The organism is Flagellimonas onchidii (assembly GCF_004804315.1).
GTDB lineage: Bacteria > Bacteroidota > Bacteroidia > Flavobacteriales > Flavobacteriaceae > Flagellimonas > Flagellimonas onchidii.
This window is the reverse complement of the sequence record NZ_SRXX01000001.1, coordinates 371,691-390,450: the sequence shown is the minus strand read 5'-3', so window position 1 is coordinate 390,450 and position 18,760 is coordinate 371,691. Positions and strand designations below refer to the sequence as shown.

At 40.8% G+C, this 18,760-nt stretch carries 13 protein-coding genes; 5 read left to right on the top strand and 8 right to left on the bottom strand.

The annotated features are described in order from the left end of the window. Positions 1-47: 47 nt before the first annotated feature. Genes E4661_RS01605 through E4661_RS01595 form a run of 3 tightly spaced genes read left to right on the top strand, consistent with a single transcriptional unit; the run spans position 48 to position 2,909 of the window. A complete protein-coding gene (locus tag E4661_RS01605; protein WP_136465064.1) occupies positions 48-599 on the top strand; it encodes a hypothetical protein in 552 nt (183 codons plus the stop codon). Then, positions 596-2,053, top strand: a complete 1,458-nt coding sequence (locus E4661_RS01600) for a DUF5723 family protein (protein WP_136465063.1) — start codon at positions 596-598, stop codon at positions 2,051-2,053. Before E4661_RS01605 ends, E4661_RS01600 begins: the two co-directional genes overlap by 4 nt. 13 nt (positions 2,054-2,066) lie before the next feature. Then, entirely contained in the window at positions 2,067-2,909 is an 843-nt protein-coding gene (locus E4661_RS01595; protein ID WP_136465062.1) for a hypothetical protein, read from the top strand. Here E4661_RS01595 and E4661_RS01590 read toward each other — a convergent pair. Continuing rightward, entirely contained in the window at positions 2,906-4,183 is a 1,278-nt protein-coding gene (locus E4661_RS01590; RefSeq protein WP_136465061.1) for a replication-associated recombination protein A, read from the bottom strand. The two genes, E4661_RS01595 and E4661_RS01590, sit on opposite strands and share 4 nt — an antisense overlap. 449 nt (positions 4,184-4,632) lie before the next feature. Here E4661_RS01590 and E4661_RS01585 point away from each other — a divergent pair, with 449 nt between their 5' ends. Beyond that, positions 4,633-5,358, top strand: coding sequence for a rhomboid family intramembrane serine protease (locus tag E4661_RS01585; protein ID WP_136465060.1), 726 nt, complete (start codon positions 4,633-4,635; stop codon positions 5,356-5,358). A gap of 275 nt (positions 5,359-5,633) precedes the next feature. On the opposite strand, the gene E4661_RS01580 is transcribed toward E4661_RS01585, so the two are convergent. Continuing rightward, positions 5,634-6,365 (bottom strand): BspA family leucine-rich repeat surface protein, encoded by a 732-nt coding sequence (locus E4661_RS01580; protein WP_136465059.1) that lies wholly within the window; start codon positions 6,363-6,365, stop codon positions 5,634-5,636. Positions 6,366-6,410: 45 nt separating this feature from the next. Beyond that, on the bottom strand, positions 6,411-7,388 hold the full coding sequence (locus E4661_RS01575) for a cadherin repeat domain-containing protein (protein ID WP_136465058.1): 978 nt from the start codon (positions 7,386-7,388) through the stop codon (positions 6,411-6,413). 42 nt (positions 7,389-7,430) lie between these two features. On the opposite strand from E4661_RS01575, the gene E4661_RS18990 reads away from it, so the two are divergent. Then, entirely contained in the window at positions 7,431-7,574 is a 144-nt protein-coding gene (locus tag E4661_RS18990) for a hypothetical protein (protein ID WP_168796306.1), read from the top strand. Positions 7,575-7,965: 391 nt separating this feature from the next. Here the strand turns inward: E4661_RS18990 and rlmB are convergent, their stop codons facing one another. From rlmB to E4661_RS01550, 5 genes are all read right to left on the bottom strand, one after another. Further along, positions 7,966-8,697, bottom strand: a complete 732-nt coding sequence (gene rlmB / locus E4661_RS01570) for a 23S rRNA (guanosine(2251)-2'-O)-methyltransferase RlmB (protein ID WP_136465057.1) — start codon at positions 8,695-8,697, stop codon at positions 7,966-7,968. Between the two features lie 39 nt (positions 8,698-8,736). Further along, a complete protein-coding gene (locus E4661_RS01565) occupies positions 8,737-12,090 on the bottom strand; it encodes a VCBS repeat-containing protein (RefSeq protein WP_136465056.1) in 3,354 nt (1,117 codons plus the stop codon). A gap of 199 nt (positions 12,091-12,289) precedes the next feature. Then, positions 12,290-13,624: a hypothetical protein gene (locus tag E4661_RS01560; protein WP_136465055.1), complete on the bottom strand. Its 1,335-nt coding sequence runs from the start codon at positions 13,622-13,624 to the stop codon at positions 12,290-12,292. Positions 13,625-13,653: 29 nt separating this feature from the next. Beyond that, positions 13,654-15,360 carry a SusD/RagB family nutrient-binding outer membrane lipoprotein gene (locus tag E4661_RS01555; RefSeq protein WP_136465054.1) on the bottom strand — a complete coding sequence of 569 codons (1,707 nt, stop codon included), beginning with the start codon at positions 15,358-15,360 and terminating at the stop codon, positions 13,654-13,656. Positions 15,361-15,376: 16 nt separating this feature from the next. Continuing rightward, the gene (locus E4661_RS01550) at positions 15,377-18,631 is read right to left on the bottom strand and encodes a SusC/RagA family TonB-linked outer membrane protein (protein WP_136465053.1); all 3,255 of its coding nucleotides are present in this window, start codon (positions 18,629-18,631) and stop codon (positions 15,377-15,379) included. Positions 18,632-18,760 lie beyond the last annotated feature (129 nt).

Genomic DNA, 18,760 nt, shown 5'->3' with positions numbered 1-18,760 from the left:
GGGTATAACCAGCTTTAACTGTTGTATTAAAAAATGCTTGTTAAGCTATGAGAAGACTATTTTTTCAACCTGCCCTGGTTGCTATTACCCTTTTTCTTTGCCTTTCATGTTCTGACAAACAAGACTTTAACCAGTTTGATGATTTGGAAATTACTCCAACCGTTGCATCCAGTATATTCTATCTGGAGGCCGATGAAACTCATATAAATGACATTGGAAGCTTTGCCAATTTCTATTCTCAAACAGTCGACTTTGAAGCTTTTAACGAAAAATATGTCTCGGAAAGGCTGCTAGAGGGGAAGCTTATCTATGAAATCGAGAACACCACGAGCAAAACATTGAACTTTACCATAGAGTTTTTGGATGAAGAAGGTGATATTCTTGATGTTCAGGTGTTTGATGTAGACCCCACACCATCTCCCTTGCTGATTTTGGAGGTTTTTTACGGCCCAGGGGATAAGAACATCGATATTTTGACCAATACCACTTCACTTCGTATTAATGGAAGCAATCAAAGTGACTCTACAAGTGTGTCGGGGTTGTCAGAACCCAAAGTGAGATTTAAATCGGCTGCCGAATTTATATTTCGATTAAAATGAGATGTAGTCTTTGTTTGTTCCTCGCAGCTTTGTTTGGAGCACAGATTATATGTGCTCAAAATAAGCAGTTGCTTTATGATTTTTATGAAATTCCTCAATCTTTGATGGTAAATCCAGGTGTTAAAACTATGGAAAAGTGGCACGTAGGGATTCCTATGCTGTCTGGCTTGGCATTTCAAGCTGGTACCAGTGGAGTAACCGTTAACGACCTTTTTGCTGATGATGGAGTAGATTTCACTACCAAAGTAAGAGAACATTTGATTCAGGGCATGCGAAAAAGGGATGACTTCAGTACTACCAGTCAAATAGAGGGATTCAATATAGGTTTTAGAGGTGAAAATCGACCTGAAAACTATTACAGCTTTGGAATGTACGGGGAAACCGATATTATAGTCTATTGGCCAAAAGATTTAGCTGCTTTGGCATTTGAAGGGAATGGCGGGAGTAATATTGGCAGAAGCTTTGATCTCGGTGATTTGAGCCTTCGTGGAGAGATGGTAAATGTGCTGCATTTTGGAATTAATCGGAAGGTTAGCAACACCCTTACCATTGGAGGGCGGGCTAAAATTTATTCTGGCATATTTCAATTTCAATCTATAAATAATTCAGGTTCCTTTAGAACCTCTCAAGGCCAAAACAATATTTATACAACCAGTGTAACTGCCGATATGCAACTTCAAACTTCAGGCGTAGAAGAGATTGTTAATATTTTAGATGAAGATACCGGTACAACACAAAAAGACTTGGCCAGCCTGTTCATAAAAAGAGTATTGTTTGGGGGTAATCTAGGACTGGGTTTTGATGCTGGATTTACCTATCAATTAAACCCAAGAACCACGATTACAGGAAGTATTTTGGATGTAGGCTTCATTCATAATTCGAAGGATCTTAAAAATTATACCCTAAGTGGTAATGTGAACAACGAAGGTATTTCTGTTTTTCTTCCTGAGGATATTCCAAATTTGAATAATAACCTATGGGAAGATTTGGTAGATGAAATTGAAGAAGCCATTCCCTATGAAGAGAATGAAAAAGGGTATATCTCGTTTAGACCTGTAAAAGCATATGGATCTATCCGCTACAATTTTGGAGAAGGTAGTACTTTTAATGAAAATTGTGGCTGCGGGGTAAATGCGCAAAGTGGCGGTCAAAATGATGCTTTTTATAGAAACAGCCTGGGTGGGCAATTGTTTTTAATGAAACGTCCTAGGGGCGTACAGGCGGCCGTAACAGGGTTTTTTCAAAAGAGATTGGGCCGTGGATTTGCCTTTAAGACCACTTATACCGCTGATAAATATTCGTTGACAAATATAGGGCTGGGACTCAATTTTCAAATGGGGCCTGTAAACTTCTATGTCTTGGGAGATAACTTGTTAGGATATCAAAATATTGCCAATAGCCACTACGCCTCTTTACAGTTTGGATTTAATATTATATCTTGGAACGATAATTGATTTGTTACAAGGTATGAAACTAAGAGTATTAATTTTAGCGGTATTTGTGATAGGTTTGAGCGGGTCTATGAATGGGCAATTGAACAAGTATAAATATATTATTGTGCCCAAACATTTTGACGCTTTCAAAACTCCGAATAAGCATCAGACCAGCACTATAATCAAGCATTTGTTCACCAAAAATGGTTTTAATGCCGTTTACGATGATGCCTTGCCAGATGATTTGACCATTAATAGATGTTTGGGATTGTTGGCGGATTTGGAAGACAACTCAGCTTTGTTTTCAACCAAAACGGCAATTGTGTTAAAAGACTGTCAGTCGAATGAGGTTTTTAGGTCTATTGAGGGTAAAAGCAAAATTAAAGAGTATCAAAAAGCGTATAGAGAAGCACTTTATGATGCCTTTATCTCATTTAATGGAATGAACTACGCTTACACCCCCGAAACTGATGAAAAGCAGGAGGTTTCAGAAGAACCGATTGTTGTCAGTTTTCGGAATGATATCAAAACAGTCGAGGAAAAACCAGTGGAAGAAGTTATAATTCAAGAAGCAACACCGGAAAATCAAACCTATAAGAGTGTCAAGCCAAAAGAGTCTTCATATACAAAGGCAGAAAAGAGCCAAAAACTTGCTGACGGAACTCTTTTGTATGCCCAGCCCATTGATAATGGATACCAACTTGTAGATAGTACTCCAAAAGTAGTCATGAAGTTGACGAAAACCTCTGTGGATGATATTTTTCTGGTGAACCATAACGGTAAAAGCGGTATGCTCACTAATCAAGACGGAAAATGGATTCTGGAGTATGCTGATGACGCTGGTAAAAAGTCAAAAGAATTAAATATCAAGTTCTAGAACTGGTATTTATTTTTCCAGTGATTTTTTAAGAACTCTTTCATCGCATTTTCACGGGGATTTTTTCCGGGTTTATAAAATGTGGTTCCTGATATTTCTTCGGGCAAAAATTCAAAGTCGACGAAATTGTCTTTGTGATCATGGGCATAATCATACCCTTTTCCGTACCCTAGGTCTTTCATCAACTTAGTTGGAGCATTTCGTATGGCTAGAGGAACAGATAAATCTCCTGTTTCCTTGACTTTTTGCTGCGCGGCCTTTATTGCCATATAACTAGCATTACTTTTCGGTGAACTTGCCAGATATGTTGCACATTGGCTTAGAATGATTCGTGCTTCTGGATAGCCGATAGTGTTTACAGCTTGAAAGGCTGAATTTGCCAGCACCAAAGCGGTAGGGTTCGCATTGCCAATATCCTCCGAAGCCAAAATCACCATTCTTCTGGCAATAAACTTAACATCTTCGCCGCCCTCAATCATTCTGGCGAGCCAATATACTGCAGCGTTCGGGTCACTTCCTCGTACCGATTTGATAAAAGCAGAGATGATATCATAATGTTGTTCTCCGGTTTTGTCATAAAGTACTGTGTTCTTCTGAACTTTTTGAAGTACAAGGTCATTGGTTACGGTTACGTTATCCCCGGTTTCTGAATTGACAATAAGCTCGAAAATGTTTAGTAATTTTCGTCCATCGCCACCAGAGAGTCGAAGCAGGGCTTCCGTCTCTTTTAAATCTATCTTTTTTGACTTTAACATGGCGTCAGTGGTCATGGCCCTATCCAAAAGAGCTTCTAGATCTCCCTTTTCAAAAGGATTTAAGATATATACCTGACATCGGGACAAGAGTGCCGGAATCACCTCAAAACTTGGGTTTTCCGTAGTAGCACCAATCAGAGTCACCCATCCCTTTTCCACGGCGCCCAATAAAGAGTCTTGTTGTGATTTGCTGAAACGATGAATTTCATCAATAAACAAAATGGGGTTTTTGGCGGTAAAGAGACCTCCGGCCTGTTTGGCCTTGTCGATTACCTCTCTTACATCTTTTACACCACTACTTATGGCACTAAGGGTATAAAATGGCCTTTGACTTTCATTAGCAATAATGTTGGCCAAGGTGGTCTTTCCCGTACCCGGAGGCCCCCACAAAATAAGCGAGGGAATAATGCCATTTTTAATTTGATGGGTCAATGAGCCATTTTCACCTACCAAATGGTTCTGGCTTATATAAGCTTCCAATGTTTTGGGCCGTATGCGTTCTGCCAAAGGTTCGTTCATACGGATAAAAATAAGACAAATTTGTACGAGGTATTTGCTTTAGCGAGAATCTTGCTTAAGGGATAAGATGTCATTTCGAGTGAAATTTCATGGAAATTTAGTATCGAGAAGTGTTTTTCTGGAAGGAATTTATTGGCAGGGAGAAGATTAAAAACCCTGCGATTTTATTGTAATTTCTATAAATTATTTGCACCAAGTTTGTCATTCCGCACTTGATGCGGAATCTAATATATATTGTTTTTTTGGATTCCTGCCTTCGCAGGAATGACAACTCTCCATTGAAAAACGATTTCATTCTTTTAAGATTAAGATGAATTATTGGTTTTTTGATACACTCGGCACTCTAACTGACATAAATTTCTTATTCGAGATTCACATTGCTTTACGTTTTAGAGCATGACAAAATGTGTAATTTACAGGAATGGCTAGATGTTTGATAATTTAGCACTATGTCCGATACCAATTACTTCAAATTTTCCAATAGCGTTTTAATAGCTCCTTTTTTGGCTGTACTTTCTATTTGGACAGTTTTTTGGATTGAGCTACAGCTTGGACAAAACTTTAACGAATTTGGTATTTACCCTCGAAGACTTATAGGACTTAGGGGTGTTGTTCTGAGTCCTTTTATACATGGTTCATTGGAGCATTTGTACAATAATACCATTCCTTTGGCCATATTGACCGCCTTTCTGTTCTATTTCTATCGGTCGGTGGCCTTAAAAACGTTGATTTGGGGGGTGTTGATATCGGGAATGTTGACCTGGGTCATTGGTAGAACATCATACCATATTGGGGCAAGTGGAATCATCTATGTTTTGGCAAGCTTTATTTTCTTTAAAGGAGTATTTGCAAAGCATTTTAGGTTGATTGCTCTATCTTTGGTGGTGGTCTTTATCTATGGAAGTATGATATGGTACATATTCCCGATTGAAGAAGGGATTTCATGGGAGGGGCACCTTTCTGGGTTTGTTGCAGGGCTTGTTTTGGCAGTGGGTTTGAAGGTGAAAGTCCCGAAGCAAAAAAAGTATGATTGGGAGCGTGAAGATTATAACGAAGAGAACGATCCTTTTTTAAAACATTTTGATGACGATGGGAATTTTATAGAAGTTCCTCCAGAAGAAACAAATGCTAAAATCGAAATCAAATATCATTATAAAAAAGACTCGAAGGATTAAAAGAGCAAATAATGAATTTTTGATGATGGTACTTGACGGAATACTCGCCTGAATAATGCAAACACTTTGGTTTTTTTCATTCTTGTATTTTTATGGCATTCCTGCGGAAGCAGAAATCTTATAGTTAGAAGCAATCAACCCCGTGGATCCCACATCAAGCACGGAATAACAAATTGGGATGTATCCCGCATCAGGTGCGGGATACAATACATCACAAAACAAAAAAAGGAGGCTTAGCCTCCTTTTTAATATTTTACAGTGTTCTGTTCAATGGTTTAGTCACAAGGAACGGGATTTCCAACTCCGTCAAAAGTCCAATTTGGTTCAGCCAACAGAGATAATGCAGCTAGCTGGGCATCTGTGTCATCTTCGCAGAGAGCCATGCCCTCAGAGCCCAGAATTATGTTCTGTGGTATTGTCTGTCCTTCGGGTGGGTTGGCCCAACCTATAAGAGTGGCACCAAAATTCTGTGGGGACATCCCTGAATTATCCAACATATTGACCATACTGGTTACATTACTTATGTTCCAGGCCCCTAAATTTTGATTAAAAGCTGTAGCATCTTCGAACATGAAGCTCATACTGGTAACACTGGACACGTTCCAACCACTGATATCTTGGTTAAAGGCGGCTGCTTGTCGAAACATGGACTCCATGCCTATAACACTGGATACGTCCCAGCCACTGATGTCTTGGTTAAAAGCATCTGCCCCAATGAACATTTGGCTCATACTGGTCACACTGGACACGACCCAATCACTGATGTCTTGGTTAAAGGCAACTGCTCCAGCGAACATTTGGCCCATATCGGTCACACTGGATACGTCCCAATCGCTGATATCCTGGTTAAATGAATTGTTGTTAAAGAACATAGATCTCATAGTGGTCACACTGGATACGTCCCAATCAGCGATGCTTGTATTAAAGATGATATTGCAACTTGAAAATGTATTAACTAATCCAACACTATTTGAAAGGTCGGGAATATCCTCGGCATTGTACTCCATACCATCGACTCCAGTAAAGGAAATAAATCCCCATTGGATATTGCCTCATTGCTCCAAACTGGTAATATACTCTTGTGAAACGAATGGAAAAAATACGGGAAACTGCCCGGCAATGGCCACGGTATAGGTCCCCGGTTCAGCATACTGGTGTGTAATCTTTCCATTTGTAAGGTTCTCTTCAACGGTGCCATCTCCCCAATCTATGGTGTAGTCAAATTCAAAATTATTTACCCCAGCATTCTCGTTCAGTATAATCTCTACATTGGCGACATCGGTTGTCCAAACAGTGATAAAGGAGTTGGGGTCGTCGGACAACAATTCATCATCAACCACATTTATAGTAATCCCGGCTTCGGTTGCAACGGTGCCGTCCGTTACGCTCACGGTCAATGTATAGGACGGAGTGCCTTCAAAATCGAGCGTTTTGCCCTCGTCCAAGCTCAATATCCCTGTTGCCTTATCGATCACAAAAAGGCCGTTGGCAGGGTCGGTGATATCGGTCACAATCTCAAATTCAAGTGTGTCGCCATCAGGATCGGTCGCATCTACTGTTCCAACCTCGGCGCCTTCAACGTTCTCGTCCACCTCGAACACTTGGTCAGCCGTTATCTCTGGGGCCTTGTTCACGTTGTTTATGTTTATGGTGACCTTCCCATCCCCCGACAGTGCCCCGTCAAAGGCAGTTACCGTTATGCTGTGCGAGGCTTCGCCATCGAGGCTCTTGCCCGTTGCCAGGCTCAGTGCCCCGGCATCGGTGATCACGTACAGTCCTTTGTAGTTGGTGGAGAAGCCAAGGGTTATTTCATCCCCGTCGGGGTCGCTTGCCGTTACCGTACCTATTTGGCCGGTTGCGGTCTCATCTACCGTAATGGTCTTGGCCTCCACAACAGGGGCCCTGTTGGCAGGTTCATCATCCTTGCTACAGGATACGGCCCCGATGAGCAATAGGGCCAATAGTAAAGATCTTTTTTGGGGTTTTACGCTCGATGGCGCTCGATGGCGCAATTTTAGCTTATTTCTCATGGTATTTAGTATTTAAGTGAATACCGCTAAGTTAGCCTGCCAATGTATGGCCCATTGCTCCCAATTGACGGATGGCCCGTTTGGGTTGACGGATGGGGGAGTACGGTGAACCGTTCAGTTGGCAGTGGTCAGAAATCAGAGGCCAGAAATCAGAAAATCAGAGGTCTGGTGTTTGGTGTTGGATAGATCCTTCGCCAGCCTTCTTCGCCAAAGTGGCTTGGGTACGACGGCCGAAAGGCTTCGGACCAGGGGTTTGGTTGTTGGATAGATCCTTCGCCGGTCTTCTTTGCCAAAGTGGCTTGGCTACGACGGCCGAAAGGCTTCGGGCTACAAGTAAAGAATGGAAGGCTACGGACTAGGGGTTTGGTATTCGATTGTTGGCTTATTGGATGGTTGGATAGTGAAATAGTGGAATAGTGGAATAGTGGAATAGTGGGATAGTGGGATAGTGAAAAGTAACTACTTGACAGTTTATCGTGTTGAACTTGACATTGATAATTGTTTATTGGTATTAGCGAGATTCATGCCAAAAACACTGCAGAATCAATTTGCTAAAAACTTAATTGATAGTCTGGCCTTAACGCATTCGTTGGCGAACCACTTCGTATAAAAAAACGCCGCAGGCCACAGAAACATTCAAAGAGCCAATTCCACCCATTAAGGGAAGTTTTGCTTTATGGTCCACAAGATTGAGAATGGAGGGCGAAATGCCTTTGTCTTCAGAACCCATTATAATGGCCGCAGGTTGATTAAAGTCTATATCGTAAATGCTGTCATTTCCTTTTTCGGTAGCAGCAACGATCTTTATATCTGAAGACTGAAGGTAAAACAGTGCATCTTTTAGATGGTCCACTTTGGCAATGGGAACATTAAAAGCGGCACCAGCCGAGGTTTTGACCGTGTCATCGGTTATGGGGGCCGTTCCATTTTTCGGAACAATGATGGCATCGACACCACAACATTCAGCCGTTCTTATGATGGCACCAAAATTTCGGACATCGGAGACTTGATCCAATAGTAAAAAGAAAGGGGTTTTATCATTTTCGAGGACCTTCTCGACCAAATCCTCAAAATTGTGAAACGCAACGGGAGAAATATTCGCAACAGCCCCTTGATGGTTGTTTTTTGTTAATCGGTTCAGCTTTTCAATGGGAACATACGAACTGCTGAGGCCATTTTTACGGATTTCGGTTTCCAGTTCCTTGAACAACTCCCCGCCAAGCCCTTTTTGAAGAAATATCTTGTTTATGGGTTGCTCGGCATGGATGGCTTCGAGAATTGCCCTTATTCCATAGATTTGGTTGCTCATGGTATCTTTCAATTTTGGCGCAAGGTAAGTTACTTCTGCTTAAGAAGAAACTTTATAGATTGTCAATGCCCCATTGTTTGCGGCACTAAGTAAGTATTTTGTGTTGTTGGGACCTTCAATAAGTTCAATGCTTTTGACATTTCCGTCCAAAAACAATCCAGAATCTTCGTGCGAAAGGGGTTGATATCCATCTTTTCCATTTGATAAGAGCACAACACCTGAGATAGCATCCAAACGAGGGGTCTCCACTTCTGTCTCGTAAATATTTCCGGCGGTTATGACATCTTCAAAACCGTCTTGGTTCAGGTCGATGAAAACACAATCCAACAAAGGAAATGTTTGTGCTTCCGTTGGGAGTAACTTTTTTTCAAAATTACCATCACCTTTGTTGATCAATAAAACAGATTCAAACTGGGTGACACTATTTTCGTAAGATGAATTCAATTTTTCACCATAAATATCTGAAAGGCTTGCATTGGCAAATTCGGTATAGGTTTCAAATTTTTGTTTTATAAAGGGCATTTGCTGAGAGGAACACTCCCTGCCGCGTACGGGAACATAAGCCCCGTTATATTTTTTGCTCAACACAATATCGTTGGTGCCGTTGTCATCAAAATCGGTGGCATAGATTTTAAACGGTTTTTCTGGGGAAGCTTTGAACTTAATATTAAGGCCTATATTTCCGATGATATAGTCTTTTAAACCGTCATTGTTTATGTCAGTTTCATTGACTGAAAACCACCATCCCTTTTCTTTTAAAGCATTATTTTCTTGACCAACGTTTTTAAAAGTTCCTTTATTATTAATAAAAACACCTATACCGGTCCATTCGCCAACGGCAATAAAGTCCATCCATCCGTCATTATTGACATCTGTGGTGAGAATGTCGTTTACGATACCAAAATCCAAAAATTCTGGAACGACCTTTTCGGTGGCCTCAATAAGCTCGCCATTTACGTTTTCGAACAGTGCTGATGGTTGATGGTTTGGATACATTTTTGGTATAATCCTGTTGCCCACCAGAATATCTTTGTCACCATCTTGGTCAAAATCAATAAAACTTACTGCTTTTCCATTTTTGGGGAAAGAGCCAAGGGCGTCGCTCCCAAGTCTGCTGAACTGGCCCTTACCATTATTGATATAAATTCTGTCGGTATGATAAGAGGAGTGTTCCGCAAACTCATTACCTCCACTGGTAACATATAAATCGAGATCGTTGTCGTTGTCAAAATCGAAGAACATCGATTCCATATCTTCAAATTGCGCATCATTGGAAAGGGCAGGGGAGTTACCTTTGGTAAAACCCGATGCGGTCTGTAGATAGATTTGACCAGCTTGTCCTGAGGCACCACCGACATAAAAATCCATGAAGCCATCATTGTTCACATCTCCTTTTGAAATGAACGGTCCTAGGTTGGATTGCTTGTAAGGCAATAATATTTCATCTTCAAAATCGTCGTAAACATTTTCTTTATGTACAAAATCTACCCCAAAATTACCGTTTGGTGTTTTTTGAAAGTAACCTTCTTTATTATCTGTCCTATAGGGTGTTTTGGCGTCTTTTTTAAGAAATGTAAGTGTGGTATTCGCAGGGACGTTGGTTTTTTGTTCCATTTTCCCGTTTCTCCAATAGACTGTTACGGTATCTATCATTTTTGCCTCTCCAAGCCCAAATAGGGCATTATTTTCCTGTGATGATCTGTAACCCCGTACACGTTTTATTTCTATGAATTGCGCTTGTTCGCCAACATTGATCATAACCTTTGCGAACTCTTCGGAAGCATCGCCATTGGCAATTACTTTGAGGTAGTTTCCGGTTTCTTCTTCTACGGAGAGATTTTGATAGATGAAAGCACGGTCATCCATGTTGTTGATAATCAGGTCAAAGTCGCCATCATTATCCAAATCTGCCGATACAGCGCCATTGCTAAAAGAAAAATCGTCCAATCCCCAGTCCGAGGAAACATTTTCAAAATGTAACTCTGAATTTCTTTTGTACATAATATTGGGCAGCTTCTCCGAGGGCATAGCGTTGTAAAGTTGTTGTTTTATGGCCAAGGGTACATTATTGCCATATTTTTGACGAGCTTCAAAAACCTGCCTTTGTAGGTCGTTGTCCAAAGCGTAGCGCCGGTATCCATTGGTCACATGGATTTCTTTATGGCCGTCGAGGTCAAAATCGTTCATCAATACGGACCAGCTCCAATCAGTGTTAGCCACACCTGACATTTGGGCTATATTGTTGAACTTTAGGTTCCCCATATTTTTTTGAAGGGAGTTGTACATGTATTGGTATTGAAAATCTGCTTTGTTGACCAAATAATCAAATCGCCCCGTGCTCATTGACGCCATTAAAGTTTTTGACCTTACATGGTCATTGGCAGCCATATCCAACACAAAAATGTCTTGAAGGGCATCGTTGTTGATATCGGCAACGTCGATTCCCATGCCATAAAATGAGATTTGGTTGGTGGTCTTCTTGATTTGATCTGAGAAGGTGCCATTTTTATTGTTGATGTAAAGTACATCGGGTAAATAATAGTCACTGGCCATATAGATGTCCATCCAACCATCTTCATTGATGTCCGAAACCATGAGACCTAGACCAAATATGGGTTTTTCCAATCCAGCCTCTTTGGTAATGTCTTTGAATTTACCGTTATCGTTTCGGTATAGATGTGATGAATTATAATAAATGTTTTCCTCGTTGGATTTAGCGTATTTGTTCAAACTAATAGGATCCAAACCATAAAGTTCGTTCTCGTTCATTACAATGCAATCCAAATCGCCATCGTTGTCATAATCCAAAAAAGCAGATTGTGTGCTGATTCCCATATCGTCCAATCCGTATTCTTCAGCTTTTTCGGAAAAGCTTCCATCTTTTTGATTGATGAAAAGTAAATTTTTTCGGTTTTCCCTTGAGTTTGGCCCTCCTTGGGAAATGTAGATGTCCATCCAACCATCGTTGTTGACGTCGGCAAAAGTGATTCCGTTGGACCAATGTTTTTTACGACTTATTCCCGAGGTTTCGGTAACGTCGGTGAATTTAAGATCACCTTGATTGAAATATACGCGATTTGGTACTTGGTTTCCGCAAAAGACAATATCTAGAAGTCCATCATTGTTTAAATCTTCCACGCCTACTCCTGCACCATTATAGAAGTAGTCATAGTCGAAGAGGTTGTGCATAGTGGATACATCGTGCTGAATAGTATTGGCAAAATCAATATTGGTAGATGATGTTCCAAGTTTTTTGAATAAAGGTTGCTGAGTAATTGAAGACTTTGATGCTTCGGGGGATTCTACATCCTTTGGTTTTGTATGGCATCCGTTGACCAGTAGAAGGGATATCGCAAGTAGTAGGACTTTAGTTTTTTTGACTAATGCTTCCATTGAAGAAATATACTATAATTAATGTTCGTCAGCCTATTGGTTGATGAAAAACTGTCATTTATTAGTGTCAAACAATCCGGATAAATTACAATTAGAGGACATAATCAGCCTGTTTGAAAATCTAAATTAGTTCACCGTATGAAAACTAAAGAAAAAAGGCACCCATTTGGGTGCCTTTTTTATGGTAAAATTGTTTTGTTTATTCACAAACAGCTATACCGATAGGGCCTACAACAGGACCTAGCGCACCACCTGGATCAGCTGCGGCCTGGTTACCGTTTGGATCCAAGATCACATAGCTGTGCTCTTCTTCGAAGTCTCCGGGAACGTAAGTAACCTCTAACGATGTTGCTCCTTCAGGAACGGTGAACGTTCTAGAACCACTACCACCACCCAAGATGGTAAATGACCCTACGGAAGAACCGTCAACAGAAACATCGATAGTAGCACCATCCCAACCGCCTCCAAAGCTATCGAAGAAGTTAATGGTGTATTCTCCTGGGAATGGAGCATCTGCATTCAATAGCTTACATTCAAGTACGTTGATCAATACAAAATACTCGGTTCCATCAGAAGTTGTGGTGACAACCCTTCCGTCTGCAGTGATAATTTCGTAACGTAAACGGAATTCGTCATTCACACCAAGGTCATCGAATTCGATGTCACTTCCATAAAGTTGATCTAGAGTATAGGTAAGCTCAAGAGTTCTCACGCCTTCATCAGAAGTTAAACTTGAAATGTCATAAGTTTCGAACAAAGTTTCTTCTTCAGAAAGGTTAGGATCTCCCTCTTCAACGGTTCTATCAATAAACTCTCTGTAGATATTAAGCGTCTCCAATAAATCACCATCGTTGTCATCGTCAATCAATACGGTAACTGAGTAATCATCGTTTACAGCACCTTCAGCGATATTGATACCGGTTTTGTCAGCTACATTTATACCATCATTTTGGAATGGAAGCAAAAAGCTAATTCCATCACTGATAGTTTTTGTGTACTGAAATGGTGAGCTGAAGAATGAACCTCCACTAACGTTTCCAGTAGCATCTGCTGCAGAATAGGAGTTGCCATCGGTTAGAAACAACTCAAGATCCATAACAAACTGATCTCCAGGAAGAATTTCGGTGATGTCAATACCTGTTGTTGTCAACGCTTGTTGAAGTGTCAAAGTATAATCAAATCGAGGTAACCCTGAATCCCCAGCAGTAAAATCACTTGCCGGAACAGTGGCCAATGTTGCTTTGTCCACAGAATTGTCAGTACCTCCTGAAGGAACATTGTTATCAACAAAGCTTAGAGTCATTTCAACACGATCAAGGAGAGCTCCGAGCTCAACATCTTGTTCCTCTATCGTTAGGTTGAACTCCCTAGAGAGGTCGAACATATTATAAGACCCTGTATTTGTTATGGTTCTTAGGACAGCTCCCCTTGCAACGTTCTCCTGAACGTCCAAGGTTATCTTGTCATCTTCACTACAACCCAATGCAAGAAGGAAGGCCGTAGCTGAAAGAAATATATTTTTTGTTTTTCTCATAATTTCTAATTTTTTAGTCACAGCAATTATTAATTGGCCTCAGGTGCACTGCCATTGGTATCCCAGAAAACTGGCTGTGACTGATTCAGCTTTTGACTGATGTTAGAGTTGTTGTTTACAGAATTTGAAGGATAGTACAATGATCTAATGAAAGTACCAGGATCTGGCTCCAAATTAGGCTGAAGCGTAGTAGGGTAACCGGTTCTTCTGTAAAAGTTGTATGGATCTACACCGTTTCCAAAGAAAGCAATCCAATACTGCTCGGCGAAAACATCCCACTTACCTTCAAGGTCTGCATCATCAAAAGCTGCCAAGAATGTATCTCTATAAAGAGTTATTTGTGCTTCGGTGGGAGCAAAGGATAAATCAGCTCCAGCTTCTCTACCAGACAAGAAAGCCTGTACTTTTGCCAAGTTTTTGTTGAAGCCGTCGATCAATGCCATTCTTGCAGCAGGAACATTACCAGCAACAAGTGCCATTTCCGCTTTCATAAAATCTACACCAAAAGCCGTTAAAAGTGGAGTTACTCCCGTTCCTGCGCCACCTGATGTTGTGCTAATTCCCTGGAAGCTATCATCGTCAAACCTTCCGCCTACTGGATAGGTTCCAAATGTAGTTCTTAAGAAACCATCTGGAGGTGTACCGTCGGTATCTCCGTGGTCCCTACCCCAATAGCCATTTGGAAGATTACAGAAAGTAAAGCCTCCATTAACATAATGCTGGGGAGCAGTTTCTAAAGAGCAGTTCAATGTTTCTTCGTCGGGAGCTACTCCATTTCCTGGAACATTTTCAGATTGTCTGTAGAAATAATATCTAATACGGGGATCATCAGTAGTGTCCATTAGGTTCATCAACCAGTTAGACTGGTAATCACCTGCACCAGCAGCTTGATAGTTCAACCCATATCTTGGATGTCTAGCATCTGGTTGTGTGGCACTGGACGCTGGCCAGTTGTATTCAAAATCGTCAGCCGTGTCAGTGATATAATCTCCAGAATCCACTATGGCATTAAAGCTTGCCAATGCATTTGGATCAACAAGTCTGCGCTGCACATAAATTCTCATTTTAAGCGTGTTGGCAGCATTTTCCCACTTGTCATAATCATTTCCATAAAAGAAATCTAACTGAGGCTCTGCGGCCGGAGTACTTCTAAAGTTAGCAATCGCTTGATCTAAAAGTGTCAATGCAGCGTTATAGATATCCGCTCCAGGATCAACCGTTGGATTAAGATTACCTTCGATGATTGCCTCGCTATATGGAACATCTCCGAAGAAGTCTACCATGGTAACCATTAGGAAAGCTTCAATGAACTGAGATATACCTATGTGGTGGGTCAATTCTCCTTCTACAGCCAAAGGAGTCATTCTTCTGATGTCTACAAGAACACCTTCATATGTATTACTCCATTCATCATCATTGTCAGATGCTTGATAAGCACTTACATATTGACGCCCGTTAAGGTTCATGATCCTGGTAAGCTCCATACCGAATAGGTTGAAACCATCACCATTGGTGTTACCTCCGGATGCCCAATTGTCATTATTATCGAAATCTGCATCACCCTCAAAACTTCTAACAAAATCCTCTTGAATAGAATTTAGATAAAAATCTGCTCCAGCTTGATCTGGTGTAAGAAAGTTAGGGTCTTGCGTAAGGTCTAACTCGGTAGTCTCACAAGACGTGGCCAATACACCTGCCAAAAGTGAGAATACTAAAATTTTATTTATGTTTTTCATTATCATCAATTTTTTCTTAGAATGTTGCTTTTACGCTTAAACCATATCTCCTTGAGCTCGGACCGTTGATGAAATCAAAACCAAATCCGTTACCAACTCCAGTACCAGAGGTATTTGGGTCAAAGTTTGCTCCTTTTGGAGTATTGAAAGCTCTAAACCACAAGTTCTGCCCTGAAACCGTGAATGACAAAGATCCGAAAGGTGTCTTGTCCAAGAATTTTTGAGGTACAGAATAGCTGAAAGAAGCTTCTTGTAGTCTTAGAGTAGTAGCGTCATATACTTGCAATTCGTTTGGTCCAAAAAGAATGTTGCTGAACCAAAATGTAGAGTTATTGATCTGGCGGTTGTTTGGATTACCGTTAGAATCAACACCTGGCAAAATATATGTGTCTTCACGATTTAAGGTTTCGGTAATTAGACCTCTTCCCAGCAAAGTAGAAATAGTTGATGAGTAAACATCACCACCTTGGGTATAGTTCCATTGGAACCCTAATGTGAAGTTTTTATACGATATACTGTTTCTTACGTTAGCAACCCAATCCGGATTCGGATCTCCAATGATTCCATCATTTGGAGCATCAACATAGTTGCCATCAGAACCTACAACAAAATCGCCATTGTCATCTTGCAGTATGCGACCACCGAAAAGTACACCAAGAGGCTCACCCTCGATAGCAGCGTTTCCTAAGTTGGAAAAACCAGAGTAGATGATTTGATCTGTATCTACACCCAAATCTTTTACTTCACTTTCATAAGTGGTAAAGTTGAGGTCTGTAGACCAGCTAAAGCCACCTTCACTAGAGCTTCTAAACCAGTTGATTCCCAAATCAGCTTCCAATCCTTGAAGGTTGATTTCACCAATATTGGTAAATGTTCTGTCAAAACCAGTTGCTGGATCCAATGGACGACGGATAATCAAATCTTTTGTAATCCTGTTGTAAGCTGAAGCATCCAACGTGATTCTTCCATCCCACCAACGGGTTTCAATTCCCACTTCAAACTCGTCCAATCTTTCAGGCTTCAAATCAGGGTTTCCTAGTAGAAGGGTGTTTGTGTTGGTTACAACATTGTTTCCTCCTGAATCTCTAGCATCCTGCGTATCTAAACGAAGTGTAGCAGCTACTGGATAGGCAGATGAATCAAAGTTTGCCGAAGTTCCGTAACCAGCTCTAAGTTTCAAATAGTTCAAAACGTTCTCTGATTTCAATCCATCAAAGATTTTAGTTGGAATTACAGAGATACTCGCACTTGGGTAGAAAAGAGACCTGTTAGCTACGGAGAAGTTGGATACCCAATCGTTTCTTGCAGCAACTGTTAGATAAACCATGCTGTCATAATCAAATTCTGCCTGACCGTAAAGTCCAACAATGTTACGCTCAGTAAACGTTTGGATTTCATTTTGATTCAAGAAATTGAAATGCCTCAAAACACCGAATACTTGCTGTCCATCACTGGCCACACCATTCTGATCAAAAATTTCTCTCCTAGATGTACCACCTACGTTGAAGTTGGTGTTGATTTTGTCCGTAATTGCAAATGAACCGTTCAAAACTAAGTTGTGGTCCCAAATAGTGTTGGTGTTGTTCCAAGTTTCGTAGACGCCACTTGCCAATCGAACATCACCACTGTTACTGTTGATACCTCCCTTGTTTTGGGACTGAATATTGTTTTCACTATACACATCAATACCTGCGCGATATACCAAGTTCAGGTTATCGTTAATCTCGTATTGAACAGTAGCGCTACCAAAGACCCTGTTGGTGTGCTGTTGTGACTCTGCATTGGCAACAGTCCATAATGGGTGTTGTATAGAGTTGTTCTGTCTGTAATAAACACTTCCACCGGTAACAGGGTTTTGGAAAGGAAGTCCTACAACATCAATACTACGTGGTGTAAACCAAAGATCTCCAAAAACTGAAGAACCTGTACCTGTAGCACCATTACCTTGACTTAATGCAACTGGAGGTGAAACGAACTTTGTTCTTGCAAAGTTCAAAGTTCCATTAACGGTAAACTTATTGGACAGCTTAGCACGTCCACCTACAGATAAAGTATTTCTGTTAACACTATTGTTTGGTGTAAAACCTTGGTCATTTAAGAAACCATAGTTGATATTATAACCAATATTGCCATCATCGGAAACCCCTCTTACGTTTACAGAGGTGTTTACGATAGTTCCAGTTCTAAAGAAGTTCTTCACACTGTCATAAGGTCTCCACTCATACCTGGCTCCTTGAAATTCTGGGAAAGCCGCTGGAATACCAGTAGCAGCAGCAGCAGTAGAGTATGGGTGAGCCAAAGTTCCGTTGTCATCAATGGCATTTTGTGCAGCCCATCCTGAAGCTCCGTCTCTATTAAAGCTTGGCCCCCAGTTACTGAAAAACCATCCGAAAGATTGGTCAAACCCATTACCATATTCATCTTGATAATCTGGTAATGAAGCGATTTCGTTGAAAAAGGTGGAGGCGTTTATGGTGACCTCATTCTTTTTCGGTCCAGCTCCTCTAGAAGAACCACCTTTAGTAGTAATCAGGATAACCCCGTTTCTACCTTGGGAACCGTATAGTGTGGCCGCAGCCAAACCTTTAAGAACGTTTACGCTTTCAATGTTGTTTGGGTCAAGGTCCAAAAACCTACTTGAACCGTTGTTTCCATTAATAAAGTCGTTACGATCACCTATTCTACCTTGAGAGTTGGTGTCTGTGCTAAATGGCACGCCGTCAACAATGAAAAGAGCTTGGTTACTAGAGCTGAATGAACTAAAACCTCTAATAACAACATTGGTTCCAGATCCTGAAAGACCACTTTGATTGGTAATCTGCACCCCAGAGGCTTTTCCTTGAAGAACCCTGGCTACATCACCTTCGGGACGTGATTCGAGTTCTTCCTCTCCAACCTCGCTAACAGCGTATCCAAGAGCTTGTTTCTCTCTTTTTATACCAAGAGCCGTAACTACAACTTCTTCTAGCGCTTGAGTATCCTCTTGCATTTGAACGTTGATTACGCTCTCTGAACCTACAGCCCTACTTGTTGGTCTTTGCCCAATATAGGTGAAAAGAAGTGTTTGACCTTGACTGGCACTAATAGCATAGTTTCCATCAAAATCTGTTTGGGTACCATTAGTGGTGCCTTGAACGACAATATTGACTCCAGGTAACGGAAGTCCATCGGCATCCGTAACAGTACCTGTAATCGTCTTGTCTTGTGCAAAGGAAACATGCACAACAAACGCCAATAACAGCGTTAACAATCCATTAAGTTTTGTTCTCATTTTAAAATTATTTGAATTAGCTAGGCGCTAAAATCATAATTTCATGTTAATAATCCAACTTTTTCTTAATAAAATTATGCGCGCATAATTTTTCTTCTTGTTATAAAGAGTGTTGAAAAATGAATAATA